The following is a 22,091-nucleotide window of genomic DNA, read 5'->3' on the forward strand; positions in this document are numbered from 1 at the left end:
ACGCGCTTCGGGGTAGCATGTCAGGCATGCAAAGTGACGTGGCGCAACTGAGTGTGAACACCATCCGCACCCTGTCCATCGACGGCGTGCAGGCCGCCAACAGCGGCCACCCCGGCGCCCCCCTGGGCGCCGCCCCCATGGCCTACGCGCTGTGGCAGGACTTCCTGCGCTTCAACCCGGGGCACCCGGAGTGGGCCGGCCGGGACCGCTTCGTGCTCTCCGCCGGGCACGCCAGCATGCTGATCTACAGCCTGCTGCACCTCACCGGGTACGACATGCCCCTGGAGGACCTGAAAAACTTCCGGCAGTGGGGCAGCAAGACCCCCGGCCACCCCGAGTTCTTCCACACGCCCGGCCTGGACGCCACCACCGGCCCCCTCGGGCAGGGCGCGGCCATGACGGTCGGCATGGCGATGGCCGAGGCGCACCTCGCCGCCCGCTACAACCGCGACGGCTTCCCCATCTTTAACAACCACACCTACGCAATCCTGGGCGACGGCGACCTGCAGGAAGGCATCAACCACGAGTCCGCCGCGCTGGCCGGGCACCTGCGGCTGAACAAGCTGATCTGGCTGCACGACGACAACCAGATCCAGCTGGACACCCCCACCGAGAAGGCCGAGTCCGAGGACACCGCCCAGCGTTTCCGCGCGTACGGCTGGAACGTCCTGAAAGTCCAGGACGGCAACAACCTCGACGAGATCCGCGCCGCGATCCGGGACGCGCAGGGCAGCGACCGGCCCACCCTGATCCAGGTGCGCACCGTGATCGGGTTCGGCAGCCCCCGCGCCGGCACCAGCAAGGCCCACGGCGAACCCCTGGGTGACGAGGGCGTCGCCGAGACCAAACGCGCCCTGGGCTGGGACCTGCCTCCCTTCACCGTGCCGGACGAGGTGAAGGCCCACATGGACGCCACCGAACGCGGCGCGAAACTCGAAGCCGACTGGAACGCCCTGATGGACGCCTACCGCGCGGCCCACCCGGAACTGGGTCAGGAAGTGGACGCCCTGCTGGCCCGCGACCTGCCCGCCAATCTCTCGGAGGTGCTGCCCAGCTACGAGGTGGGCGGCAAGGCCATGGCCACCCGCAACGCCAGCGGCGAGGTCATCAACGCCCTGGCGAAGGTCGTGCCCGGCCTGATGGGCGGCAGCGCCGACCTGAGCGGCAGCACCAAGACCACCATCAAGGACGGCGGCGAGATGCAGGCCGGCAACATGGCCGGACGCAACGTGCTGTTCGGCGTGCGGGAGTTCGGCATGAGTGCCGCCGGGAACGGCCTGTCGCTGTACGGCGGCCTGCGGCCCCTGGTCGGCACCTTCCTGGTGTTCGCCGACTACCTCAAGCCCGCCTTCCGCCTCTCGGCGCTGCAGTTCCAGCCGGTCACGTACGTCCTCACGCACGACAGCATCGGCCTGGGCGAGGACGGCCCCACCCACCAGCCCATCGATCAGCTCGCCATGCTGCGCGCCGTGCCGGGCGCCCACGTGATCCGCCCCGCCGACGCGAACGAAACCGCCGCCGCGTGGCAGATGGCGCTGGAATACGACAAGGGCCCCACCGCGCTGGCCCTGTCCCGCCAGGACCTGCCGATCCTGCCGCGCAACCACGCCGGCGTGAAGAAGGGCGCGTACGTCGTCAAGGACGCCGAGAACGCGCAGGTGATCCTGATCGCCAGCGGCTCCGAGGTCGCGCTCGCCATGGACGCCGCCGACGCCCTGAGCGGCGAGGGCATCGGGGCGCGCGTGGTCAGCATGCCCTGCATGGAAGTCTTCCGGGAGCAGGACGCCAGCTACCGCGACAGCGTGCTCACGCCCGGCGTGAAACGCGTCGCCATCGAGGCCGGCAGCCCTCAGCCCTGGTACGAGTGGACCGGGTCCGGCAGCGCCGTGATCGGCATGAGCACCTTCGGCGCCTCCGCCCCCGCCAAGGTCCTGTTCGAGAAGTTCGGCTTCAGCGTGGAGAACGTCGTGCGGACCGTGAAGGGCCTGCTCTAACCCCGCGTTCCGGAGGCCGCCCGCCAGCACGGCCGGGCGGCCTTCACCACATGCCCGCCTCTTCCCCCATCTCACGCGGGGCGGGTATCGTGGGCAGGATATGCACGCGCCGGACCCCGCCCATCCCCCCCGCCCCGCCCCCGACGCCCCGCCGCAGCGGGGCCTGCTGATCGTGATGACCGGGGCGTCCGGGGTGGGCAAGGGCACCCTGCGCGAGCAGTGGCTCAAGAACCAGGACGTGTTCTACAGCACCTCCTGGACCACCCGTCCCCCGCGCCCCGGCGAGCGGGACGGCGTGGACTACGTGTTCGTGAGCCCCGAACGCTTCGAGGAGAAGGTCAGCCAGGGCGGCTTCCTGGAGCACGCCAGTTTCGTCGGGAACCACTACGGCACGCCGATCGAACCGATCGAGGCGGCCCTCGCCCGCGGGCAGGACGTGATCCTGGAAATTGAGGTGGAGGGCGCCATGCAGGTCCGCGACCGGATGGGCGAGGAGGCCGTGCTGGTGTTCATCATGCCGCCCAGCCTCACCGAGCTGCGCCGCCGCCTGGAGGGCCGCGCCACCGAGACGCCCGAACGCATCGAGAAGCGCCTGGCGCGCGCCCGCGAGGAGATCATGCACGCGCACGCCTTCCGATACGTGGTCGTGAACGACGACCTGGAGCGCGCCGTGCGTGAACTGCTGGACGTGCAGGCCGCCGAGCGCGTCATGGGCCGCCCCCGCGACACCTGGACCGGGGACGACCGCGCCGTGCTGGCCCGCGTGGCGGACGTGCGCAGCGACCACCTCAGCACCGACGACCTGGAGCGCGTCGTCAACAGCTGACCCAGGCTTGCGGGCGCAACGCCGCATGAAGGCCGGCCGGGGCCGCCAACCACGCCCGGCCGTTAAGCTGCGGGCATGCCGCTGGAACTCGTGCAGGGGGACATCGCCGCGCAGATCACCTGCGCGGTCGTCACGGCCGCCAACAAGGAACTGATGGGTGGGGGCGGGGTGGACGGCGTGATTCACCGCGCCGCCGGCCCGGACCTGCTGCGCGCCATCCGCGCGATCGGCGGCACCCCGACCGGCACGGCCGTGATCACCCCCGCCTTCAATCTGACCGGGCAGGGCGTGCAGCACGTGATTCATGCGGTCGGCCCGGTCTGGCGGGGCGGGCAGGCCGGGGAGGCGGCGCTGCTGGCCGGCGCGTACCGCCGCAGCCTGGAACTGGCCGTGGAGCACGGCTGCACGTCCGTGGCGTTCCCAGCCATCAGCACCGGCGTGTACGGCTACCCCCTGGACCGCGCGGCGGACGTGGCCCTGCGGGAGATCCGGGGGTTTCTCCAGGCTCACCCGGCGCTGCACGTGAGGTTCGTCCTGTACGACGCGGACAGCCTGCACGTGGTGCAGCGGACGCTGGCCCGCCTGGAGCGGGAAGCCGGCGCATAGCCTTGACGCGGCGTGAATACTGCGCTATCTTTTTCCCTATCAGCGCCCAGGTGGCGCGTTTTTTATTGCCTGCCCGGGCGCCCGGCCGTGTACCCTGCGGCATGCCCCCCTCCCCCCTGAAAAGCGCCGCGTGGCTCACCGAGCACCTGAACGACCCGCAACTGCGCGTCCTGGACTGCCGCTACGCCCTGAGCGACCCGCTGGTGGGCCGCATCGCGTACCTCTCGGGCCACGTGCCGGGCGCCGTGTACGCCGACCTGGAAACCGACCTGAGCGGCCCCGTGCAGCCCGGCGGGGCCGGAGGCCGCCACCCCCTCCCCGACCCGGAAGCCCTGGCCGCGTGGCTGGGCCAAGCGGGCATCCGCAACGACAGCGTGGTCGTCTGCTACGACGATCCCAGCACCGGCCAGGGCTTCTACGCCTCACGGGCGTGGTGGCTGCTGCGCTGGCTCGGCCACCGCGACGTGTTCGTCCTCGACGGCGGCTGGCCCGCCTACCTTGCCGCCGGCGGGCCCGTCAGCACCGACGACCCCGCCCCCGTCCCCACCACCTTCACCCCGGACGTGCAGCCCGGCATGGTCGCCACCACGCAGGACGTCGCCACCCGCCCCCCCGGCACCCTCCTGATTGACGCACGCGCCCCGGAACGCTACCGCGGCGACACGGAACCCCTGGACCGCAAGGCCGGGCACATCCCCGGCGCGGTCAACCGGCCCTTCAGCGCGGCGCTGCACCCTGACGGCACCTACCGCCCCGGCCCGGAACAGGCTGAGCGACTGGCCGCCGGGGACGCCCCTACCATCGCCTACTGCGGCAGCGGTGTGAGCGCCACCCCGAACCTCCTTGCGCGGGAGCTGGCCGGTGTGCCCCTCGGGCCGGACAACCGTCTGTACGCCGGCTCATGGAGCGATTGGGTCAGCGACGACGCCCGCCCCGTCCAGACCGGAGAAACGGCCTAGGCACATTTCCGCATGACTTGAGAAAAAGATGAGCGTAGGCTGAAGGGCATGAAGAAGCTTCTGCTCCTGCCCACGCTGCTCCTCGCCTCCTGCTCCATGTCAGGCCCCACTGCCCCCTTCAAAGCCGGGGATGCCTTCATCGTGTCCGGCCGGACCAAGGATGGAGTGAACACGAACTTCACGGCCGTGCTGCGCGACAACGGGAAATTTGAGGACAACTACTGGCAGTACGACGCCGACGGCAGCAGTACCGACAGCGCGCTCCTTGTCGCCAAATCCAGCCAGGACTACGTTTACGCCAAGGATTATTTCGAGAGCGCCGACGGGAAGACGGACATGATCGTCGGGTGCTACGCCTACCCCGGCGGACCCGGCTGGAAGCAGGCCAACGGCTTCCTGATCCGGGAGACGCGCGCGGACTACGACGCCTTCTGGAAACGGATCAGTGGCATGAACGTCAACGACCTGCGCTTCGAGCTGAGCAAGACGGCCGGCGACTGCATGATCACCCGCAAGTAAGCCTCCGCCCATCGCTCTCCAAGGTGGAACCTATGAAAAAACTCCTGTTCCTGCCGCTTCTCCTCCTCGCGTCCTGCTCGGTGACGCCCCCCCAGCCGCCCTTCAAGGTGGGGGAAACCCTGCGGATGGACGGCACCACGAAAGCAGGGGTCAAGGTCAGTCAGACCTACCCGCTGCGCACCGAAGGAAAGTACGAGGACGGTGAATGGGCGTACCGGTTCATGAGCACCGGGTCGAGTGCACTGGAGGGAACGTCAGCGCTGTCCCTGGCGCTGGGCGAAGTGATCGTCGATCAGGGCGGGGACTACGTGATCAGCGTGCAGAGTTCCTTCGAGTCCGTGGCAGGCACTTCGAACAGCATGAAAACCTACTGCATCGCGTACCCGGACTCCCGCGCCTGGCGTTCCGCCGACGGGTTCCTGGTGCACGACACGCTGGACAAGGTGAAGGCGTTCGAAGCGCAGCTTGAACAGCTTACCACCGAGGCCGCGGCACGCCGCCTGCTGTCGGATGCCGGCACCTGCACCCTGACCCGGCAGTAAACGCAGGAGCGACCCCTTGAACCGCCACCCCGCCGTACGCGCGAGGTGGCGGTCGCCTTGTCTCTTTTCCTGCCCGGCGCTTCCAGGCTGTGGCCTACATCATCACGCTCCAGCCTTGTGGCCGCACAACACTATGGCCCGGGGTTCACGGATTCCGGCCGTTCCTTCACCTGGGCGGTGACCGTGCCGTCCTGCCATTCCAGGGTGAGGGTCTGGCCGGGGTGGGTGTGGGCGGCGCGGGTGAGGGGTTGGCCGTGTTCGTCGCGGACGAGGGCGTATCCGCGGGCGAGGGTGCGGGTGGGGGTGAGGCCGAGGGCCTGGCGCATCAGGGCGTCGGTGCTGGCGTGGGCGGCGTCGGTGGTGCGGCGGGCGGCGCTCAGGGCGCGGTCCAGGGTCCTGCGGGTTTCGGCGTCGGCGGTGACGAGGGCCTGCGTGCCGGCGTGGCGGATGGCGCGGGCGTCCTCCTGGGCCTGCGCGGCGGCCTGGATGACGGTGCGGGTGATCAGGGCGGCGGCCTTGCTGGGCGTGTCGGTGCGGGTGAAGGCGACCTCGTCGAGGAGGGTGTCGTCGCGGGCGTGGCCGAGGCCGGTGATGACGGGGGCGGGGAAGGTGGCCAGGGCGCGGGCGATGTCGAGGTCGTTCAGCCAGGCGAGGTCGGTGACGGCCCCGCCGCCGCGGATGACGACCAGGGCGTCCAGGGGCATCTGGTCGTGCTCGGTGCGGGCCGCCTGGATGGCGCGGCCCAGGCTGGCGGCGGCCTCTCGGCCCTGGAAGGTGGCCTGGAGGTACAGGGGGGCGAGCAGCCCGGCGTGTTCCAGGGGGTCGGTCTCGCGGCGGAAGTCGCCCAGGCCGGCGGCGCCCTCGGGGCTGATCACGGCGATGCGGTGGTAGTCGGTGGGGGGGGCGTGCAGGCGGCCCAGGCCGTACAAGCCCTCTCGGAGCAGGGTCTCGCGCAGCGCCTCGAGTTTCAGGGCGGCGTCGCCGAGGGTGAATTCGGGGGCGACGTCCAGGATGTTGAGGGAGAAGCCGTACTGCGGGTGGAATTCGGCGGTGCAGAACAGCAGGACCTTGAGGCCGGCGGTGAGGGTGCCGCCGGTGGCGCGGCGGAACTTGCCTTCCAGGCTGAAGCGTTCGCGGGCCCAGAGGGTGGCGCGGGTCTTGGCGACCTCCACGCCGTCCTCAAGTTGCACGAGGTCGAGGTACAGGTGGCGGCGGTCGGTGAGGCTGGCGATCTCGGCGCGAACCCACACGCCGCCGGGCACGCCCCGGGCGATGACCTGGGAGACGTAGCTGAGCACCTCGGCGAGTTCCAGGAACTGTTCGGGGGGGCGGGTGGGTTCCGCGGCTTTGCGGCGGGGCGGGCCAGTGCCCTTGCGCCGGGTCACAGCCGGGTTCCGAGGGTGCGGCCCAGCACGGCCGCCAGGACGCCCAGGCCGACGCTGAGGATGGTGTTCAGCGCGGCCAGGTCGGCCCGGCCGCGGGTGAGTAGGGCGTCGGTGTCGGCGCTGAAGGTGGAGAAGGTGGTGAATGCCCCGAGGAAGCCGGTCCCGAAGGCCAGCCGGGCGGCTTCCGGCCAGGTGCCGCGGGCGACCAGGGGGAGGGTGAGGCCCAGCAGGAACGAGCCCAGGACGTTGATCAGCAGGACCGCCAGGGGAAACCCGGCCCGGGTGACCAGGGGGGTCAGGGCCAGCTGCGTGCCGTGGCGCGCAGCGGCGCCCAGCGCGCCGCCCAGCATCACCCACCCCCAGGCGTTCACGCGTCTCCTGTGCGGCCGTCGGTCATCTCGTTCAGGATAGTGCGCCGTAGGATGGGCGGCATGATCCGCGCCCGCCGCCTCAGTGATGGTCAGGAGTTCGAATGGGGCGGGGAGACGCGGGGCGTGTGGGTGGACGTGCAGGGCATCACCGCGGAGGACCTCGCGCCGGTCCGGGCGGTCTTTGCGCTCAACCGGCTGGCGCTGGAGGACGTGATGGAGGTGGGGCACTGGTCGCGTGCGGAGCAGTACCCGGAGCACGCGTTCATCACGGTGCGGAGTTTCGCGCGGCCGGAGACGACCGAGGAGTTCACGGAGCGCCTGAGCGTGTTCGTGTTCCCGGAAGCGGTCCTGACGGTGAGCATGCGGGGCACGCTGGCGCTGCGGCACGTGTGGCCGCTGGTGAATGGGCGGGAGTCGGTGAACAGCGCCGCGGAGGTCACGTACGAACTGCTGGACCACACGGCCGACACCTTCTTCACGGTGGCCGACACCCTGGAGGCCGAGGTGGACGCCCTGGAGGAGCGGGTGTTCCGGGCGGAGCGCGAGAACCCGGTGGGGGCGGTCTTCGACCTGAAGTACCTGATCGGTCAGGCGCGGCGCCTCGCGACGGACGCGCGGGAGGCGTCGGCGCTGCTGGGCCGGCACGCGGAGGGTTCGGCAGCGGACCTGGTGCGTTACCGGGATGTGCAGGACAGTTTCACGCGGGCCGCCAGCCGCTTCGAGAGTCTGCGGGAGGCGCTGACCAGCCTGCTGGACCTTCACCTGAGCCTGCAGTCGCAGCGGATGAACGAGGTGATGCGCACCCTGACGGCAGTCAGTGTGGTGTTCCTGCCGCTGACCTTCCTGGCGGGGGTGTGGGGCATGAACTTCGAGCACATGCCGGAACTGAGGCAGCCGTGGGGGTACGCCTTCGCGTGGCTGTCGTTCATAGCAGTGGGCGCGGCCCTGGCCGCGTACTTCAAGCGCCGGGGGTGGTGGTGATGCCCACCGTGACGTTCCACGTTCCGGCCCTGCCGCCGGGCACGCCGGCCGGCACGCTGTTCCTGACCGGCAGTTTCCGCGGCTGGGCGGACGACCCCTCGGGCTGGACCTTCCGGGTCCGGGACGGCCGGATCACGCTGAGCGCCTTCTTTCCGGCGGGCGCGCTGCTGGACGTGAAGGTCCGGGTGCAGCGGCCGGACGGGCGCAGCGTCGAGGAGGGGGACGCCTGGGGCGGCCGCGCCCCGGCGCACAAGGTGGTGGTGGGCGCCGACGACCAGGTGGCCGCGCTGCGCCTGCGCGGCTGGCAGGACGGTCAGGGCGCGGGCCGGCCGGGCCGCGCGCGCCCGCCGCGGGAGGAGTGGACGCTGGCCGCGCCGTGGGGCGAGCAGCCGGTGCGGGTGTGGTGGCCGGAGGGCCTGAGCCCGGCCGGACTGCCGCGCCTGATCCTGCATGACGGGCAGAACGTGTTCGACGAGGGTCCGAGTTTCGCTGGGGCGAGCTGGCAGGCGGCCGACGCCGCGCAGGCCCTCGCGGACGCCGGCCGCCCCTCCCTGCTGGTGGGCCTCAGCGTGGACGGCGCCCGCGTGCGGCGTTACATGCCGTTCCCGATTCCCATGAACAGCTTTCAGCCCGGTGCGGACGAGTACCTGGACTGGCTGACGGGACCGCTGCTGGCCGAACTGGAGCGGCGGTACGGGCCGCTGCCCGCGGAGCGCCGGGCGATGCTGGGGTCGTCGTTCGGTGGGGTGGTGACGCTGTACGGCGGGCTGCGGCACCCGGGAGTCTTCGGGACGCTGGGGGTGATGAGTCCGTCGGTGTGGCCGGACGACCACGCGCTGCTGCGCTGGCTGCCGGGCCGGACAGCGCCGGGCATGCGGGTGTGGGTGGACCAGGGTGACCACGAGGGGGCCAGCCTGGAGGACTCGCAGCGGCTGGTGCGGGAGGTGAGGGCCCTGGCGGAACAGCTGCGCCCCGCCGTGCGCGAGGTGCGCTTCCAGGTGGGGGAAGGGCACTGGCACGACGAGGCGGCCTGGGCGGCGCGGCTGCCGGAGTTCCTGGCGTGGTGGCTGGGGGGCCTCCCGCCGGGCGGTCAGGCGTAGGCGCGGCGCGCGGGGTGACGCTGCGCGTCGTGGACCTGGAGCAGCAGGTAGCCCTCGGTGTGCAGGCCGAGCTGGCCGCGGGCGTGCAGGGCGCGCAGGGTGGGCAGGTGGTACAGGTCGCCGTGCTCGCCACGGATCAGGTCAGCGGGATCGAACGCGGTGCGGGTCAGGGCAGGCTGGTCGGTCATGGGCATCTCCAGGAAACTGAGAAGTGAGTGAGAACAGGTTTTATGTTCCTTAAAGTATGCCGCCCGGCTCTGACAGGACCCTGACCTGAGCAGACGCCTCCCGTCAGCTGCCTGGACAGGTCAGGCGGCCTGGACGATGGCTGGTCGCCACAACACCAATTTCGGGGTATGCCCACCCCTGCTGGGCGCCATACCCAAGGCTCCCACAGGCCCACAGTTATCCACAGAGTTATCCACAGGGTCTGTGGACAGGGTGTGGATAACTGTGAAGCCGCCCCGCGCGCAGCGAAGCAGAAAGCGCGTACAGCGCACCTTTGCGGACAGGTGTCCCAGGCAGCTCACTCTGACCGGAAGTTATCCACAGCCTTCCGTTTCACTGTGGATAACTTCCGGTCAGGCGGTCTTCGCTGCCCGGATGAAGGCCTGCACGGCCGCCGGGTCCTTCACGCCGGCCTGGGCTTCCAGTCGGCTCACGGCGTCCACCCCAGCCGGCCGCAGGTGCCGGATCGCCTCCGCGACATTCGCGGGGCCCAGCCCCCCGGCCAGCCACGCACCGCTGGGGAAGGCGGCCTTCAGGGCCGCCCAGTCGAGTGGGATGCCGCCGCCCGGTTCGGGGGCGTCCAGCATCAGGGTGACGCCGGGGACGTCCGTCCACACGTCCGCCTCGGCCGCCAGGTCGGCGGGGCGCAGGACGCGCAGAACGGGATAGTACCCGCTGATCGCCTGCACGTAAAGACTTGACACCGGGCCGTGAACCTGCACGGCCGAGACGCGCGCGGCCTCCGCGGTGCGCAGCACCTCGTCCAGCGCCTGGTTCATGAACACCCCCACCCGCGCCGGGCCGGGGCCGACACTCAGACCGGCCTGCCGGGCGACGGCCGGCGACACCAGCCGGCGGCTGACCGGCGCGAAGATGAACCCCAGGGCGTCCGCACCGGCCTCGGCACTCAGGACGGCATCGTTGACACTGGTAATGCCGCAGACCTTGACCCGCGTCACTGCTCCACCTCCCCCGTGCCGAGCTGCGCTTCCAGGGCCGCCACCCGGGCCTCCAGGGCGCGGGTGTGGCGCAGCAGGGCCAGCAACGGCAGGGCGTAGTGGTCGTACAGCTTCGGCCGTTCCATGCGGACCTCGCCGCCCATCCACGCTGTCAGGAGGGCCTCCGCCTCGGCGCGCACCTCTGCGTCCGGCACGGCGTTCCAGCGGCGGTCGCCGAGAATCATGCGCGCGAAGTGCAGCTCGCCGTCCGGCCACTCGCGGGCCGGCAGCGGGGCGAGGGTCGGGTCGTGGGGGCCTGCGGGGTCGGTCACCCTTTCATTGTGCCGTGTGGCCGCGCCGGGGTGTGCCCTTAAGAGTACGGGCCGGGCAGTGGGCCCCCTGGCCCGATCCGGCAGACAGGCGTCAGGGACTTTCGCCATACTTGCCGAATGCCTTTTGCTGGCCCCACCTTTTACCGCACCGACCGGCAGCGCCGCCGCCGAACGCTGGGCGCCGCCCTGGCTCTGGTGGCCGCCCCCCTGACACCCCTCGCCACCACGGTCGGCGGACTGAGCGCGCAGGCGGCCCTCACCTTCGGTGCCGCTCAGCTGACCTTCACGGTGGACCAGCCGGGCGCGTTCATGAACGGCCAGATGCTGCGCTTCCAGAACCCGCCCCGCATCATCGCCGGACGCACCATGCTGCCCCTGCGGGAAACGGCTGGGCTGCTCGACCAGCCCCTGACCGGCGCGGCCGGGCACGCCCAGCTGGGCCGGCTGAGCGTGGACCTCGTGCGCGGGCGGGCGCTGCTGGGCGGCGTGCCGCAGCCCGACGGCGCGGCCACGTACGGCAACGTCACGTACGTCAGCGCCCGCCTGCTCGCTGACGCGCTGAACGGCAACCTCAGCGCCGACGACGCCGGGCGCACCTTCACCCTCACGGTCCTGCGCGACGGCGGGAACCCCCTGGCCCCGCAGGCGCGCTTCAGCACCGACAAGACCGTGTACGCCCCGGGCGAACGCATCGTGTACACCGAATATCCCTACGACCCGGACGGCGCGGACATCACCGCCCGCCGCTGGACCGGCCGGCAGGACGTGTTCTTCCAGCCGGGCACGTACACCATCAGCCTGAACGTCGTGAACAGCCGCGGCCTGCAGAGCGAGACCTTCAGCCGCACCGTCCGGGTGGAGGGCACGCCCGTGGACACGCCCCTGACCTACGCCCTGAAGTACGCGCAGCCGGGCGACACCTTCAACGACGCGCAGATCCTCACGTACCCCAGCGCCACGCCCACCTACCTGCAGAAAAGCAGTTACCCGCTGCTGTTCAGTGACAGTCCCGAGGTGCCCACCCAGAGCGGCATCCTGTACCAGGACAGCGTGGCCGGCCGCGCCCGGCTGCTCGGGTACCACATGAACGGCCTGGGCCGCCCCGCGCGCCTGATCGTGATGGCCCGCAACACGGACACCCGCCCGGTGGAGGTCCGCACCGAGCGCCTGGGCGAAACGGCGCCCACCCGCGTGGAGAGCCTGCTCGGGCAGGTCACGCTGATGGAGTACTTCGCCAGCGAACGCGGCGCCCTGCTGAGCCTCGCGCCGGGCGAGGCGGCCGCCGTGTACGCCAGCCCCACCCTGAACCCCGGCAGCGGCGTGAACGTCATGCAGGACCTCAACGCCTCCGGCCGGGTGGAACTGACCTTCCTGATGCTGGAGCTGTCACTCCCGGCCACGCAGCAGGTCGTGCAGCAGCTGCCCTACCTGCCCGGCGACGGCCGGCACGTGCGCGGCACCTTCCCGGACGCCGTGCGCAGCCTGCGCGTGAACCTGGGCAGCCTGCCCACCCGCATCGTGATCGGGGACGACCAGGTGGACCCGGCCGTGACCGGCACCGACGCCCTGACCCGCCAGCCGGTGCGGCTGCTGGGCAACTACGGCGTGCTGTACGACCTGGAAGTGAACGGTGCGGCCGGCACCGCAGTGGCCCTGAGCCCGCGCGGCGGCCTGTACCGCGGCGCCATGAACATCCAGGACGGCCCCCTCCAGCAGGTCATCAAGCTGCCGCGCGTGGGAAACGCCCTGCAACCCAACCAGCCGGTGCTGCTGTGGCGTGCGCAGGCGGACCAGCTGAAGATCGATTTCGTGCCGGCCAGCGGCAGCAACCTGCCGATCAGTCTGGTGTTCTACAAGACCCGGCCCCTGTCCGGCGAGGGCGGCATCACGAAAACGTACCAGCCCTGACCTGAGGTTCACCCCCTTGCGGCGGGTCCAGCCAAGTGGCGGCTGGACCCGCCGCACGTGTTCCGGTGTGGCTGCCCGGCTCAGCGGCCCGGTCGGGCGAAGTAGGCCCGGGTCTGCGTCTGGACCACGCGGATCAGGTCACCCAGCGCGAGGTCCACGTCGATCAGGTGCAGCCCCCAGCCGGGCAGATCAACCCCCGCGATGTTCACCTCGCCGCCCAGGGTGTCCGTGCGCGGGTCGGCCGGGTCTGCCCGCACGGTCACGCTCAGGTACCCCGCACCTGCCCGGTCCTGCACACACTCGGCGCGCAGGAAGCCGGGCAGCGTCACGTACGGGGTGGGCACGGCCGCGCCCTGCACCCAGGGACCCGGGTCCCGCTGCACCGGGCCCAGCACCGGGAAGGTCCGCGTGGTCCGGAAGTACGGCGTCAGGTCGGCCGGGCCGCCCGCCAGGGCCGCCGGGTTCACGCAGGCGCTCACCAGCCCCGGCGTATCCGGGCGGGTGAAAGGACCACCGACTGGCGGGGCGTCCGCGCGGAAGGAGGCGTAGGTGATCACGCAGCCCGTCTGCCCGCCGGCGCGGCACAGCGGCACGCTGCGGAAGGTGCCCCCCACGTCCTGACCGGCTGGCACCCCCACCGGCATCCCGAGCAGCAGCGCGGACAGCATCCGGCCCTGCACCTCCTGGCCGTCGATCTCCTCGCGGATCAGGCGAATCAGGTGCGCGGCGCCCTGCGAGTGCCCGATCAGGACGAAGGGCCGCTCGCCGGCCTGCTGCCGGAACGCCCCCCACGCCGCGCGGACGTCCGCGTACGCGAGTTCCCGGTCCGGCTGGCGCGCCAGGCCAACCAGGGCCGCCACCGGCACCTGCCGGTACATCGGCGCGAACACCCGGCACACCCGGCCGAACGGCGCGGCCTGCTGGCGCGCCAGGGGACGTTCGGAGCGCTCGTCCGGAATCAGGTCGGCGTTGCGGGTCAGGTCCCAGGACGCCGTGGGATACACGTAGAAGCAGTCCACGGGCGCGGCCGGGTCGGCCCTCCAGGCTTCACGGGTGAGAGTCCCGTCCGGCGCGATGCGGGTAGCCGTCAGGTCGGTGTCACAGTCGTCCGCGCGGGCCGGGTGGCACAGCCACGCGCCGCTGGGGGAGTAGTCGGCCGGGGCGGTAGACACCGGCGCGCAGGCCGCCAGGAGCAGCGCGGCGCCCAGGACCAGGGAGAGCCGGAACCGGCGGGACCGTGGACTCGCAGGGGGCATGCTCCACCCTACGCGCCACGATGCCGGGGGTCAGTGGGCGCTCACACGGATGCGGGCTCTTCCCTCTCCTGCGCGGCGAGAAGTTGCTCGATCACCACGGCCACGCCGTCCTCGTCGTTCGTGAGCGTGACCTCGCCGGCGGCCTCCAGGGCTTCCGGGTCGGCGTTGCCCATCGCCACGCCCCGCCCGGCCCAGGCGAGCATCTCCGCGTCGTTCGGGGCGTCCCCGAAGGCCAGGACCTCGGCCTGCCTTACGCCCAGCGCGGCGCACAGCTGCGCCAGGCCCCAGGCCTTGCTCACCCCCTCGGCCAGCACCTCCAGGAACGGCGCGCCGCTGTGCGTGACCGCGAAGCCCGGCACCTTCAGGGCCTGCACGTGCGGCAGCAGCTCGCGGGGGGTCAAGGTGGGGTGACGCACGATGAACTTCAGGCTGGGTTCGGCCAGCACGGCCTCCAGCGCATGCTGGCCCATGTCGGCCGGGTCGCGTTTGTGGTCCTCGAAGTGCGCCAGGTCGGCGTACCCCTGCTGCGCGACAAACACCTCGCCGCCCTGGCGCACGCTCACGAACAGTACGCCCGGCACGCGTTCCGCCAGGGCCTGCGCCACGGCCCGCTGCACGTCCCCGGCGACGTGCGCCTCGAACAGCACCTCGCCGGTGCCCAGGTGCACGCCGTGCGCACCGTTCCCGCACAGCGCCCAGCCGTCAAACCCGGTAGCCTGCGCGATGAACCGCACGCCGCGCGGCTGCCGGGCCGTGACCGGCACCACGTGCACCCCGGCGGCGCGGGCGGCGTCCAGAGCCCGCCGGGTGCGGGGAGAGACCTCCAGCCGGGAGTTGAGGAGGGTGCCGTCCAGGTCCGTGGCGATCAGGCGAATGGGCATCCTCCCGAGCGTATCCGCTCCTCGGGGGCGCCGTGCTGGCCGTGTCCAGCGGGGCGGGCCCGGGGCAGGCAGGTTTCTTGACACCCTCTCCGCGCCTCCTCTAGTCTCTCCTCACCCCCAAGGTTTCCGGCCGCTTCTCCTTCCGCCTTCTCCACCCGGAGTGGAGGGCCGGACATTTTCCCTCCCGTCTTCCCACCCGGCCGCCACGCTGGGGGTTTTTCATTCCTGGCGTTCAGGGCCGTTCCAGTACCACCACCGCCGAGGCGTGCTCCTTAGTGTGCGTGAGCGTGAGGTGCGCGACCAGCCCGCCGGCCCGCAGTTCCGCGGCGATCTCCGGCGCGAAGCCCAGCACGGGCGGCGTGAACGGGAAGGGGCCGTCCGGCGTGCGTTCGCGCTCCACCCATACGTCCCGCCAGCCGTGTGGGCGCGGCCAGACCTTCTGGAAGGCTTCCTTCGCAGCGAAGCGCGCGGCGAGGCTGGGGGCGGGGTCACTCAGGCGGGCCACATAGGCCAGTTCGGCGGGCGCGAACAGCTTCTCCGCGCGCCGGCCCTCGCGCTCCAGCATGGCGCGGATGCGGTCTATCTCGATCAGGTCGTGTCCTATGGCGACGATCACCCCCGCAGCATAGGCGCCCGGGCCGTCTTTAGCCCGCCTTCACAGGGTGGGCGGGGTGACCGTCCCCGCCCGAAATTCGCTTGATCTTGAACGAAATCCTGCACAGCCCCACCAGGAGGTGGCCCCATGCCCGACAAGAAGGCCGAGACGACCCCCGCCCCCACGCCTGCCGATCCGGCCCCCGCCGCCCTGAACCGCCGCGACACCCTGCGCCTGCTCGGCGCGGCCGGCGTGCTCGGCGTGGCCGGCCCCCTCGCCCGCGCCCAGGGCACCACCCCTGCCGCGCCCGCCGCGGCCCCCGCCCAGGCCGGGAACCTGAACGGCAACGGCTTCTACCGCCAGAAGATCGGTGACCTGACCGTCACGGTCGTCAGTGACGGCACCGCCGCCCTGGCCGCGCTGCTGCCCACCTGGGGCGCCAACCCGGACCGGCAGGCGGATTTCGCCGCCACGCTCGCCGAGTACAGCGTGCCCGCCACGAACACCGTGAACCACTTCAACCCGGTCGTGGTGGACACCGGCAAGAACCGCGTGCTGATCGACACCGGCCGCGGCGGGGAGGCGGGGCAGCTGCTGAACAACCTGCGCCGCGCCGGCATCGACCCGGCCAGCATCGACACGGTGTTCATCACGCACGGTCACGGCGACCACATCGGCGGCCTCACGCAGGGCGGCAAGGCCACCTTCGACCGGGCCCGGCACGTGATCGGCCGCGCCGAGTTCACCTTCTGGACGTCGCAGGCCCAGCCGAACGCCGCAGTGCAGGCCAACCTGATCGGCCTGAAAGACCGCTTCACCCTGCTCGATCCCGGCGGCGAGATCGTCCCCGGCCTGACGAGCGTCGCCACCCCCGGTCACACCGCCGGGCACCAGAGCGTGCTGGCCGTCAGCGGAGACCAGAAGGTCATGGTCTTCGGGGACGCCGCCGGGCACTTCCTGCTGTCCCTGCGCCACCCGGGCGCGTACGTGAGCTTCGACACGGACGGCGCGCAGGCCGCCGCCACCCGCGCCCAGGTGTTCGCGCAGGCCGTCGCGGAAAAATGGTGGGTGACCGCGTACCACTTCCCCTTCCCCGCGCTGGGGCACCTGCGCAAACTGCCGGAAGGCTACGAGTACGAACCCACCGTCTGGCAGTGGAGCTGACCTCTTCACCCCAGGACCGGGACGCTGATTGCCAGCGTCCCGGTCCTTTCCATGGTTCCCACTGGGGCAAGCTGGCCCCAACAGCCTGAACTGGCCTTCAGGAACGGCGCCCGGGCTGGCAGGGCGCTTTACACTGCGCCCGTGACCGGCCCCACGTCCCTCTTCCCGGATCTGCGCCTGAGCACCGTGGCCGCCCTGCTCCGGGACGGCGCGGCCCGCTGGGAGGCGCTGGGGGTGACGCGGGTGCGGGTGTTCGGCTCGGTCGCGCGGGGGGAAGCGGGGCCGGCGTCCGACATTGATTTACTGGTCGATTTTGTCGAGGGGTTCAGCCCCGGCCTGCTACACCTGATGAGTGTGAAGGCCGTCATGGAGGACCTGCTGGACCGCCGGGTGGACGTGGTCACGGAGGCGGGCCTGCACCCGCCGCTGCGCCGCGACATCCTGCACGACGCCGTGGACGTGAGGCACGTGCCGACCCCGCCGCCCAGCGCGCACCGGGAGAAGCGCTGGCGTTGGCGGCTGTATGACCTGCTGGCCGCCCTGGACCGCATCGAGGCGTTCACGCGCGGCCTGACGCTGACCACCTTCCTGCGGGACGAGCAGGTGCAGGACGCCGTGCTGCTCAACCTGCTGCGGCTGGGCGAGACGACCAAGTTCATCCCGCAGAGCGTGCAGGACACTCACCGTCAGGTGCCGTGGGCCTGCCTGCGCGACATCCGCAACCTGATCGCCCACGACTACTTCCGGATCGACCCGGCGCTGGTGTGGGTGACGGTCCGGGAGGACCTGCCGGCCATCCGCGTGGCATTGCAGGCCCTTGCAGACACCACGCCCGAATAAACGGACCGGCCCACACATGGTGGCCGGTCCGGAGGTCTCCTTACTCCTCGGCCGCGTAGCCGAACAGTTCCAGAATCCGGTCGAGTTCCTCGCGGGACGCGTAGCTGAGTTCCACGCGGCCCTTGTCCTCCCCGGTGATCCGCACCTTCGTGCCGGTGCGGCGGCTCAGGGCCAGTTCCACCTGCCGGTAGGTGCGGGGCGGGTTCACCTTGACCGGCGCAGGGGCACGGGCTTCGCGCTTCAGGGCCTCGGCCTCGCGCACGTTCAGGCCGCGGGCGGTGATCTCCTTCAGCGCCCAGGCGCGGTCCTTTTCAGGCATCGCCAGGATCGCGCGGGCATGCCCGGCACTGATCTCCCCGCTGTCGAGGGCCTTCAGGGCAGCGTCCTCCAGGGTGAGCAGCCGCAGGGCGTTCGCCACGGTGCTGCGGCCCTTCCCGACCGCCTGCGCCACGCCCTCCTGGTTCAGGCCCTGGTCCATCAGGGCCTGGTAGGCGCGGGCCTCTTCCAGCGGGCCCAGGTCCTCGCGCTGAAGGTTCTCGATGATCGCGATTTCCAGCGCCTCGCGGTCCGAGAGGTCCCGGATGATGACCGGAAGCTCGGTCAGCCCGGCGAGCTGACTGGCCCGCCAGCGGCGCTCGCCGGCGACGATCTCGAAGGCGTCCCCGCGGGGGCGGACCAGCAGGGGTTGCAGCACGCCCTTCTCGCGGATGCTCTGCGCGAGTTCGGCCAGCGCCTCGGGTTCGAACACCTGCCGGGGCTGGTAGGCGGCCTGCACGATCCGTTCGATCTTCAGGACCTGCGCGCCGCCGGGGCCGGCCGTGTCCGGGGCGGGCTTCTCGCCGAGCAGGGCGGTCAGGCCGCGACCCAGGCTAGATTTTTTCGACACGTTGCATCACCTCGTCCGCGAGTCGCTTGTACGCCGCCGCGCCGCTGGAGAGGGGCGCAAACAGGTTGATCGGCTTGGAGAAACTGGGCGCTTCCGACAGGCGCACGTTGCGCGGCACGACCGCCCAGAACACCAGTTCCCCGAAATGCCCGCGGACCATGGTCTCGACCTCCTGCGCCAGGTTGGTGCGGCCGTCGAACATGGTGAGCACGATTCCCAGCACCTTCAGGCGCGGGTTCAGGCCGCCCTGCACGCGTTCCACGGTGCCCATCAGGCCGGCCAGGCCCTCCAGGGCGTAGTACTCGGCCTGCAGGGGAATCACCAGGGCGTCCACGGCGGCGAGCACGTTCACGGTGAGCGGGCCCAGGCTGGGCGGGGCGTCCACGATGATCATGTCGTAACCCTGAATGCTGGCGAGCAGGCGGGTCAGGGCGTCCGGGTCGTCGGCGAGTTCCACGCCGGCCCCGGCCAGGTCCGGCGTGGCCGGCAGGACGTCCAGGCCCTCCTGGGCGGAGGGACGGGTGTACTCGGCCGCTCGGGCCGGCTCGCCGAGGGCCTCGTACAGGCCGGTTTCGGCCTCCCGGGCGCCCAGGCCACTGGTGGCGTTGCCCTGGGGGTCCATGTCGATCAGCAGCACCCGCTGGCCGTCGGCAGCGAGGTACGCGGCGAGGTTCACGGCGGTGGTGGTCTTCCCCACCCCGCCCTTCTGGTTCACGACGCCCAGGGTGCGTGGCGTGCGTCTGGTCATGCGGCTCCTTGCGCGGGCCGGTGGGGGTCAGTCCGGGTCACTTCGCCCGCCAGAATAACGGTTTGCTGTTCGGGATGCCCACGGCCCTGGGGTACTTCTCCGGCGTGGCGGCGACCTTCTCGATCACGATCAGGGTGCGGTCGTCGCCGGTCACGGGCAGGGTGAACGGGTCCACCTCGCGCACCGCGCCGCCCACCTCGCGGGCCGCGCGGCGCCCGGCGTTCAGTTCCTCGGGCGTGATCGGGCCCTTCTGCGCGATGAGCAGGCCGCCGGACTTGAGGAACGGCAGGGCCAGCTCGGCCAGGATGGGCAGGGCAGCCACGGCGCGCACCACCACCCGGTCGAAGGTGCCGCGCAGCTCCGGGTCGCGCCCCAACTCCTCCGCCCGGCCCGACCGCGGGGTGATCTGAGGCAGGTTCAGGGCCTCGGCAGTCGCGCGCACGTACTCGATCTTCTTGCGGGTCGCATCCACCGGCGTGATCTGCAGCTCCGGCTGCACGATCGCCAGCGGGAAGGTGGGAAAACCGCCGCCGGTGCCCAGGTCCAGCACACGCAGGGAACCCTGGAGGTGGCCGCCGCGCAGGCAGGTGAGCGAATCCACGAAGTGTTTCAGGACGATGTCCTCTTCGGTTTTCAGAGCGGTGAGGTTGTGGCGGGCGTTGCCTTCCTGTAGCAGGCGCAGCAGGTCGGCGAAGGCGCCGAGGTGAGGGGCAGCGTCCACGCCGGTGGCCCGGGCCCCCTCGGTCAGCAGGCGGGTGGCTTCTTCATTCACAGGCCGTACCTCTGTTTCATGTCGGTGTAGCGCTCGTAGACGTGCAGGTCAATGTCCTCCAGCGGCAGGGCGTCCAGGCGGGGGATCAGCTGTTCGCGCAGCGCGTCGCCGCGCACCATCCACTGGTAATAGTGCCGGCCGCCGTGGTCGTAGGGGCCGTACAGCTTCGAGCCAGGGCACAGTGAGAGCAGGGTCTGGAACAGCCGGGCGTGCCGGGTGTGCATGCGCACCGTGATCTGCGGCTGTTTGCCGTCCCCGCCGAAGTGCCCTTCCCCGATCAGCACGCCCAGCAGCAGGCCTTCTTCAAATGACGCCAAGTCTCGTCCTCCGGGTGGCGGTGTCTTGTTTCACCGTCAGGTTTCCCGTGAAACATACCGCGCTCCCCAGAGGAGGTCAATCCACCAGTCGAGTTGTTTCACCGTCGGGTTTCCCGTGAAACACGCTGCTCTTTCAGGTGCACCAGCAGGGCACTGATGTCCGCGTGCCGCACCCCGGAGATGCGCCCGGCCTGCGCCACGGTCTGCGGTTGCAGACGCGCCAGTGTTTCGCGCGCCTCGTTCGACAGGGCCGCCACCCGGCTGTAATCCACACCCTCCAGGCTCAGGCCCTGGGCGTGCGCCTCGGCCCGCAACTGCCGCTCGGTGCGCTCGATGTACCCGGCGTACTTCACGCGGATCTGCAGTGCCTCTCGCTCCTCGGCAGTCAGCCCGTCCACCTGAATACCCAACGCCTCCACGTCTTCCAGGCTGAATTCCGGCCGGCGTAGCCAAGCGTCTCCGGTCTGGCCCTGGGCCCGATGCGTCTCCAGCTGCCGGGTGGCGGCCGCGACCCGCGCGTACTTGGCCGTGACGGCCGTCGCCTGCTGCTCTCCCACCAGGCCCAGCTTCACCGCGTAGGGCGTCAGCCGCTCGTCGGCGTTGTCCTGCCGGACCAGCAGCCGGTGCTCCACGCGGCTGGTCATCATGCGGTACGGCTCCTGGCTGCCCTTGAACACCAGCTCATCCAGCAGCACCCCCAGGTAACTGGACTCGCGCGGGAAGGTCACCTCCTCCAGACCCTCGGCGCGGCGGGCCGCAGCCACCCCGGCGACCAACCCCTGCGCGGCCGCCTCCTCATATCCACTGGTGCCGTTGATCTGCCCGGCCGTGAACACGCCCGGCAGGCGCCGCGACTCCATGTTCAGGGTCAGCTCGGTGGATTCCACCACGTCGTACTCCACGGCGTAGGCATACCGCTGAATCACGGCCTGCTCGAAGCCCGGCAGCGTCCGGACCAGCCCGTCCTGAAGGTGCGGGGGCAGTGAGGAGCTGAAGCCCTGCAGGTACACCTCACTCGTCTGGATGCCGTCCGGTTCCACGAACAGCAGGTGCCGGTCGTGGTGGGCGAACCGCACCACCTTGTCCTCGATGCTGGGGCAGTACCGCGGCCCCAGCCCCTCGATGTCCCCGGCGTACATGGGCGACTCATGCAGGTTCGCCTGAATCAGGGCGTGGGTGGTGGGGGTGGTGTGCGTCTGCCAGGTCGGGGATTCGCTGGCGCGCGGGCCGGGCCGGCCGGTGAACCCCCGCGGGTGCGGGTCGGCCGGGATCTCCAGCAGGTCGCTGAACCGAACAGAGTCCGCCCGGACGCGGGGGGGCGTGCCGGTCTTGTAGCGCTTCAGTGTGTGCCCGGCGCGGGCGAGCGGCGCGGACAGGAAGCGGGCCGGCGGCTCCCCCTGGCGGCCTTCCGGGCGGGACTGCCGGCCGTACCAGGTGACGGCGCGCATGAAGGTGCCGGCGGCGATCACCACGCTGCGGGCGTGGAAACGGCGCCCGTCGGTGGTGATCACCCACCAGCCGCCCCGGCCGTCGGATTCCAGGTCGGCGGCCTCGCCGCGCAGGATGTCAATCTCTGGGTGGCCGAGAATCACGTCCTGGGCACGCTGGGCGTAGGCGTCGCGTTCGTTCTGCACGCGCAGCGATTGCACGGCCGGGCCTTTGCTGGCGTTCAGGACGCGGGTGTGGATGGCGGTGTCGTCGGCCAGCCGGCCCATCAGGCCGCCCAGGGCCTGAATCTCGAACACCAGCTGGCTCTTGCCGGGGCCGCCCACGGCCGGATTGCAGGGCATGCGGCCCACCGTGGCGGGGTTGCCGATCAGCAGGGCCACCCGCGCGGACTTGGCGGCGGCCCAGGCGGCTTCCAGGCCCGCGTGGCCGCCGCCGATCACCAGTACGTTCCAACTGTCCCTGCGGCCGCTCGTCATCCGGCCAGTGTAGCGGGC

Annotated in this window: 24 protein-coding genes; 11 read left to right on the forward strand and 13 right to left on the reverse strand. The window is 71.2% G+C overall.

Features of this window, described 5'->3' with window-relative positions; all coding sequences use genetic code 11:
- The first annotated feature begins 26 nt into the window (after nucleotides 1-26).
- From tkt to DFI_RS13560, 6 genes are all read left to right on the forward strand, one after another.
- A complete protein-coding gene (gene tkt, locus DFI_RS13535; RefSeq protein ID WP_162145443.1) occupies nucleotides 27-1,994 on the forward strand; it encodes a transketolase in 1,968 nt (655 codons plus the stop codon).
- 100 nt (nucleotides 1,995-2,094) lie between these two features.
- Entirely contained in the window at nucleotides 2,095-2,820 is a 726-nt protein-coding gene (gene gmk, locus DFI_RS13540; RefSeq protein WP_027464217.1) for a guanylate kinase, read from the forward strand.
- Between the two features lie 75 nt (nucleotides 2,821-2,895).
- The gene (locus DFI_RS13545; RefSeq protein WP_027464216.1) at nucleotides 2,896-3,426 is read left to right on the forward strand and encodes a macro domain-containing protein; all 531 of its coding nucleotides are present in this window, start codon (nucleotides 2,896-2,898) and stop codon (nucleotides 3,424-3,426) included.
- A gap of 101 nt (nucleotides 3,427-3,527) precedes the next feature.
- A complete protein-coding gene (locus tag DFI_RS13550) occupies nucleotides 3,528-4,385 on the forward strand; it encodes a sulfurtransferase (protein ID WP_027464215.1) in 858 nt (285 codons plus the stop codon).
- A 48-nt stretch (nucleotides 4,386-4,433) separates the two neighbouring features.
- Entirely contained in the window at nucleotides 4,434-4,904 is a 471-nt protein-coding gene (locus tag DFI_RS13555) for a hypothetical protein (protein WP_027464214.1), read from the forward strand.
- A 32-nt stretch (nucleotides 4,905-4,936) separates the two neighbouring features.
- Entirely contained in the window at nucleotides 4,937-5,446 is a 510-nt protein-coding gene (locus tag DFI_RS13560) for a hypothetical protein (protein ID WP_027464213.1), read from the forward strand.
- A 131-nt stretch (nucleotides 5,447-5,577) separates the two neighbouring features.
- Here the strand turns inward: DFI_RS13560 and xseA are convergent, their stop codons facing one another.
- Together xseA and crcB are read right to left on the reverse strand one after the other, a co-directional pair.
- Nucleotides 5,578-6,831 carry an exodeoxyribonuclease VII large subunit gene (xseA, locus tag DFI_RS13565; RefSeq protein ID WP_027464212.1) on the reverse strand — a complete coding sequence of 418 codons (1,254 nt, stop codon included), beginning with the start codon at nucleotides 6,829-6,831 and terminating at the stop codon, nucleotides 5,578-5,580.
- Nucleotides 6,828-7,181, reverse strand: coding sequence for a fluoride efflux transporter CrcB (crcB, locus tag DFI_RS13570; protein ID WP_043779624.1), 354 nt, complete (start codon nucleotides 7,179-7,181; stop codon nucleotides 6,828-6,830). The genes xseA and crcB overlap by 4 nt, the downstream gene beginning before the upstream one ends.
- Before the next feature lie 81 nt (nucleotides 7,182-7,262).
- Here crcB and DFI_RS13575 point away from each other — a divergent pair, with 81 nt between their 5' ends.
- The gene (locus tag DFI_RS13575; protein ID WP_027464210.1) at nucleotides 7,263-8,183 is read left to right on the forward strand and encodes a magnesium transporter CorA family protein; all 921 of its coding nucleotides are present in this window, start codon (nucleotides 7,263-7,265) and stop codon (nucleotides 8,181-8,183) included.
- Entirely contained in the window at nucleotides 8,183-9,283 is a 1,101-nt protein-coding gene (locus DFI_RS20960) for an alpha/beta hydrolase (protein ID WP_027464209.1), read from the forward strand. Before DFI_RS13575 ends, DFI_RS20960 begins: the two co-directional genes overlap by 1 nt.
- On the opposite strand, the gene DFI_RS13585 is transcribed toward DFI_RS20960, so the two are convergent.
- The 3 genes from DFI_RS13585 to DFI_RS13595 form a co-directional block, all read right to left on the reverse strand.
- Nucleotides 9,274-9,471 carry a hypothetical protein gene (locus DFI_RS13585; protein WP_043779608.1) on the reverse strand — a complete coding sequence of 66 codons (198 nt, stop codon included), beginning with the start codon at nucleotides 9,469-9,471 and terminating at the stop codon, nucleotides 9,274-9,276. The genes DFI_RS20960 and DFI_RS13585 overlap by 10 nt on opposite strands.
- 393 nt (nucleotides 9,472-9,864) lie before the next feature.
- Complete coding sequence (locus tag DFI_RS13590; protein ID WP_027464208.1) at nucleotides 9,865-10,470, reverse strand: phosphoribosylanthranilate isomerase; 606 nt, start codon at nucleotides 10,468-10,470, stop codon at nucleotides 9,865-9,867.
- Nucleotides 10,467-10,694 carry a hypothetical protein gene (locus DFI_RS13595; RefSeq protein ID WP_043779621.1) on the reverse strand — a complete coding sequence of 76 codons (228 nt, stop codon included), beginning with the start codon at nucleotides 10,692-10,694 and terminating at the stop codon, nucleotides 10,467-10,469. Before DFI_RS13595 ends, DFI_RS13590 begins: the two co-directional genes overlap by 4 nt.
- Nucleotides 10,695-10,898: 204 nt before the next feature.
- On the opposite strand from DFI_RS13595, the gene DFI_RS13600 reads away from it, so the two are divergent.
- Nucleotides 10,899-12,689: a copper amine oxidase N-terminal domain-containing protein gene (locus DFI_RS13600; RefSeq protein ID WP_420810871.1), complete on the forward strand. Its 1,791-nt coding sequence runs from the start codon at nucleotides 10,899-10,901 to the stop codon at nucleotides 12,687-12,689.
- A gap of 80 nt (nucleotides 12,690-12,769) precedes the next feature.
- Here DFI_RS13600 and DFI_RS13605 read toward each other — a convergent pair whose 3' ends face one another.
- From DFI_RS13605 to DFI_RS13615, 3 genes are all read right to left on the reverse strand, one after another.
- A complete protein-coding gene (locus DFI_RS13605; RefSeq protein ID WP_051308279.1) occupies nucleotides 12,770-13,945 on the reverse strand; it encodes a DUF3089 domain-containing protein in 1,176 nt (391 codons plus the stop codon).
- A 41-nt stretch (nucleotides 13,946-13,986) separates the two neighbouring features.
- A complete protein-coding gene (locus DFI_RS13610) occupies nucleotides 13,987-14,826 on the reverse strand; it encodes a Cof-type HAD-IIB family hydrolase (RefSeq protein ID WP_043779556.1) in 840 nt (279 codons plus the stop codon).
- Between the two features lie 232 nt (nucleotides 14,827-15,058).
- Nucleotides 15,059-15,442, reverse strand: a complete 384-nt coding sequence (locus tag DFI_RS13615; RefSeq protein WP_027464182.1) for a 4'-phosphopantetheinyl transferase superfamily protein — start codon at nucleotides 15,440-15,442, stop codon at nucleotides 15,059-15,061.
- Between the two features lie 126 nt (nucleotides 15,443-15,568).
- On the opposite strand from DFI_RS13615, the gene DFI_RS13620 reads away from it, so the two are divergent.
- The gene (locus DFI_RS13620) at nucleotides 15,569-16,585 is read left to right on the forward strand and encodes an MBL fold metallo-hydrolase (protein WP_081426014.1); all 1,017 of its coding nucleotides are present in this window, start codon (nucleotides 15,569-15,571) and stop codon (nucleotides 16,583-16,585) included.
- 141 nt (nucleotides 16,586-16,726) lie between these two features.
- The gene (locus DFI_RS13625; protein ID WP_027464180.1) at nucleotides 16,727-17,425 is read left to right on the forward strand and encodes a HepT-like ribonuclease domain-containing protein; all 699 of its coding nucleotides are present in this window, start codon (nucleotides 16,727-16,729) and stop codon (nucleotides 17,423-17,425) included.
- Between the two features lie 40 nt (nucleotides 17,426-17,465).
- On the opposite strand, the gene DFI_RS13630 is transcribed toward DFI_RS13625, so the two are convergent.
- From DFI_RS13630 to mnmG, 5 genes are all read right to left on the reverse strand, one after another.
- Nucleotides 17,466-18,311: a ParB/RepB/Spo0J family partition protein gene (locus DFI_RS13630; RefSeq protein ID WP_027464179.1), complete on the reverse strand. Its 846-nt coding sequence runs from the start codon at nucleotides 18,309-18,311 to the stop codon at nucleotides 17,466-17,468.
- On the reverse strand, nucleotides 18,295-19,059 hold the full coding sequence (locus DFI_RS13635) for a ParA family protein (RefSeq protein WP_027464178.1): 765 nt from the start codon (nucleotides 19,057-19,059) through the stop codon (nucleotides 18,295-18,297). Before DFI_RS13635 ends, DFI_RS13630 begins: the two co-directional genes overlap by 17 nt.
- 37 nt (nucleotides 19,060-19,096) lie before the next feature.
- On the reverse strand, nucleotides 19,097-19,831 hold the full coding sequence (rsmG, locus tag DFI_RS13640) for a 16S rRNA (guanine(527)-N(7))-methyltransferase RsmG (RefSeq protein ID WP_027464177.1): 735 nt from the start codon (nucleotides 19,829-19,831) through the stop codon (nucleotides 19,097-19,099).
- Nucleotides 19,828-20,148: a hypothetical protein gene (locus tag DFI_RS13645; RefSeq protein WP_022800758.1), complete on the reverse strand. Its 321-nt coding sequence runs from the start codon at nucleotides 20,146-20,148 to the stop codon at nucleotides 19,828-19,830. Before DFI_RS13645 ends, rsmG begins: the two co-directional genes overlap by 4 nt.
- Before the next feature lie 98 nt (nucleotides 20,149-20,246).
- On the reverse strand, nucleotides 20,247-22,073 hold the full coding sequence (gene mnmG, locus DFI_RS13650) for a tRNA uridine-5-carboxymethylaminomethyl(34) synthesis enzyme MnmG (protein ID WP_027464176.1): 1,827 nt from the start codon (nucleotides 22,071-22,073) through the stop codon (nucleotides 20,247-20,249).
- Between the last annotated feature and the right edge of the window lie 18 nt (nucleotides 22,074-22,091).

It is taken from the genome of Deinococcus ficus (assembly GCF_003444775.1).
Lineage (GTDB): Bacteria > Deinococcota > Deinococci > Deinococcales > Deinococcaceae > Deinococcus > Deinococcus ficus.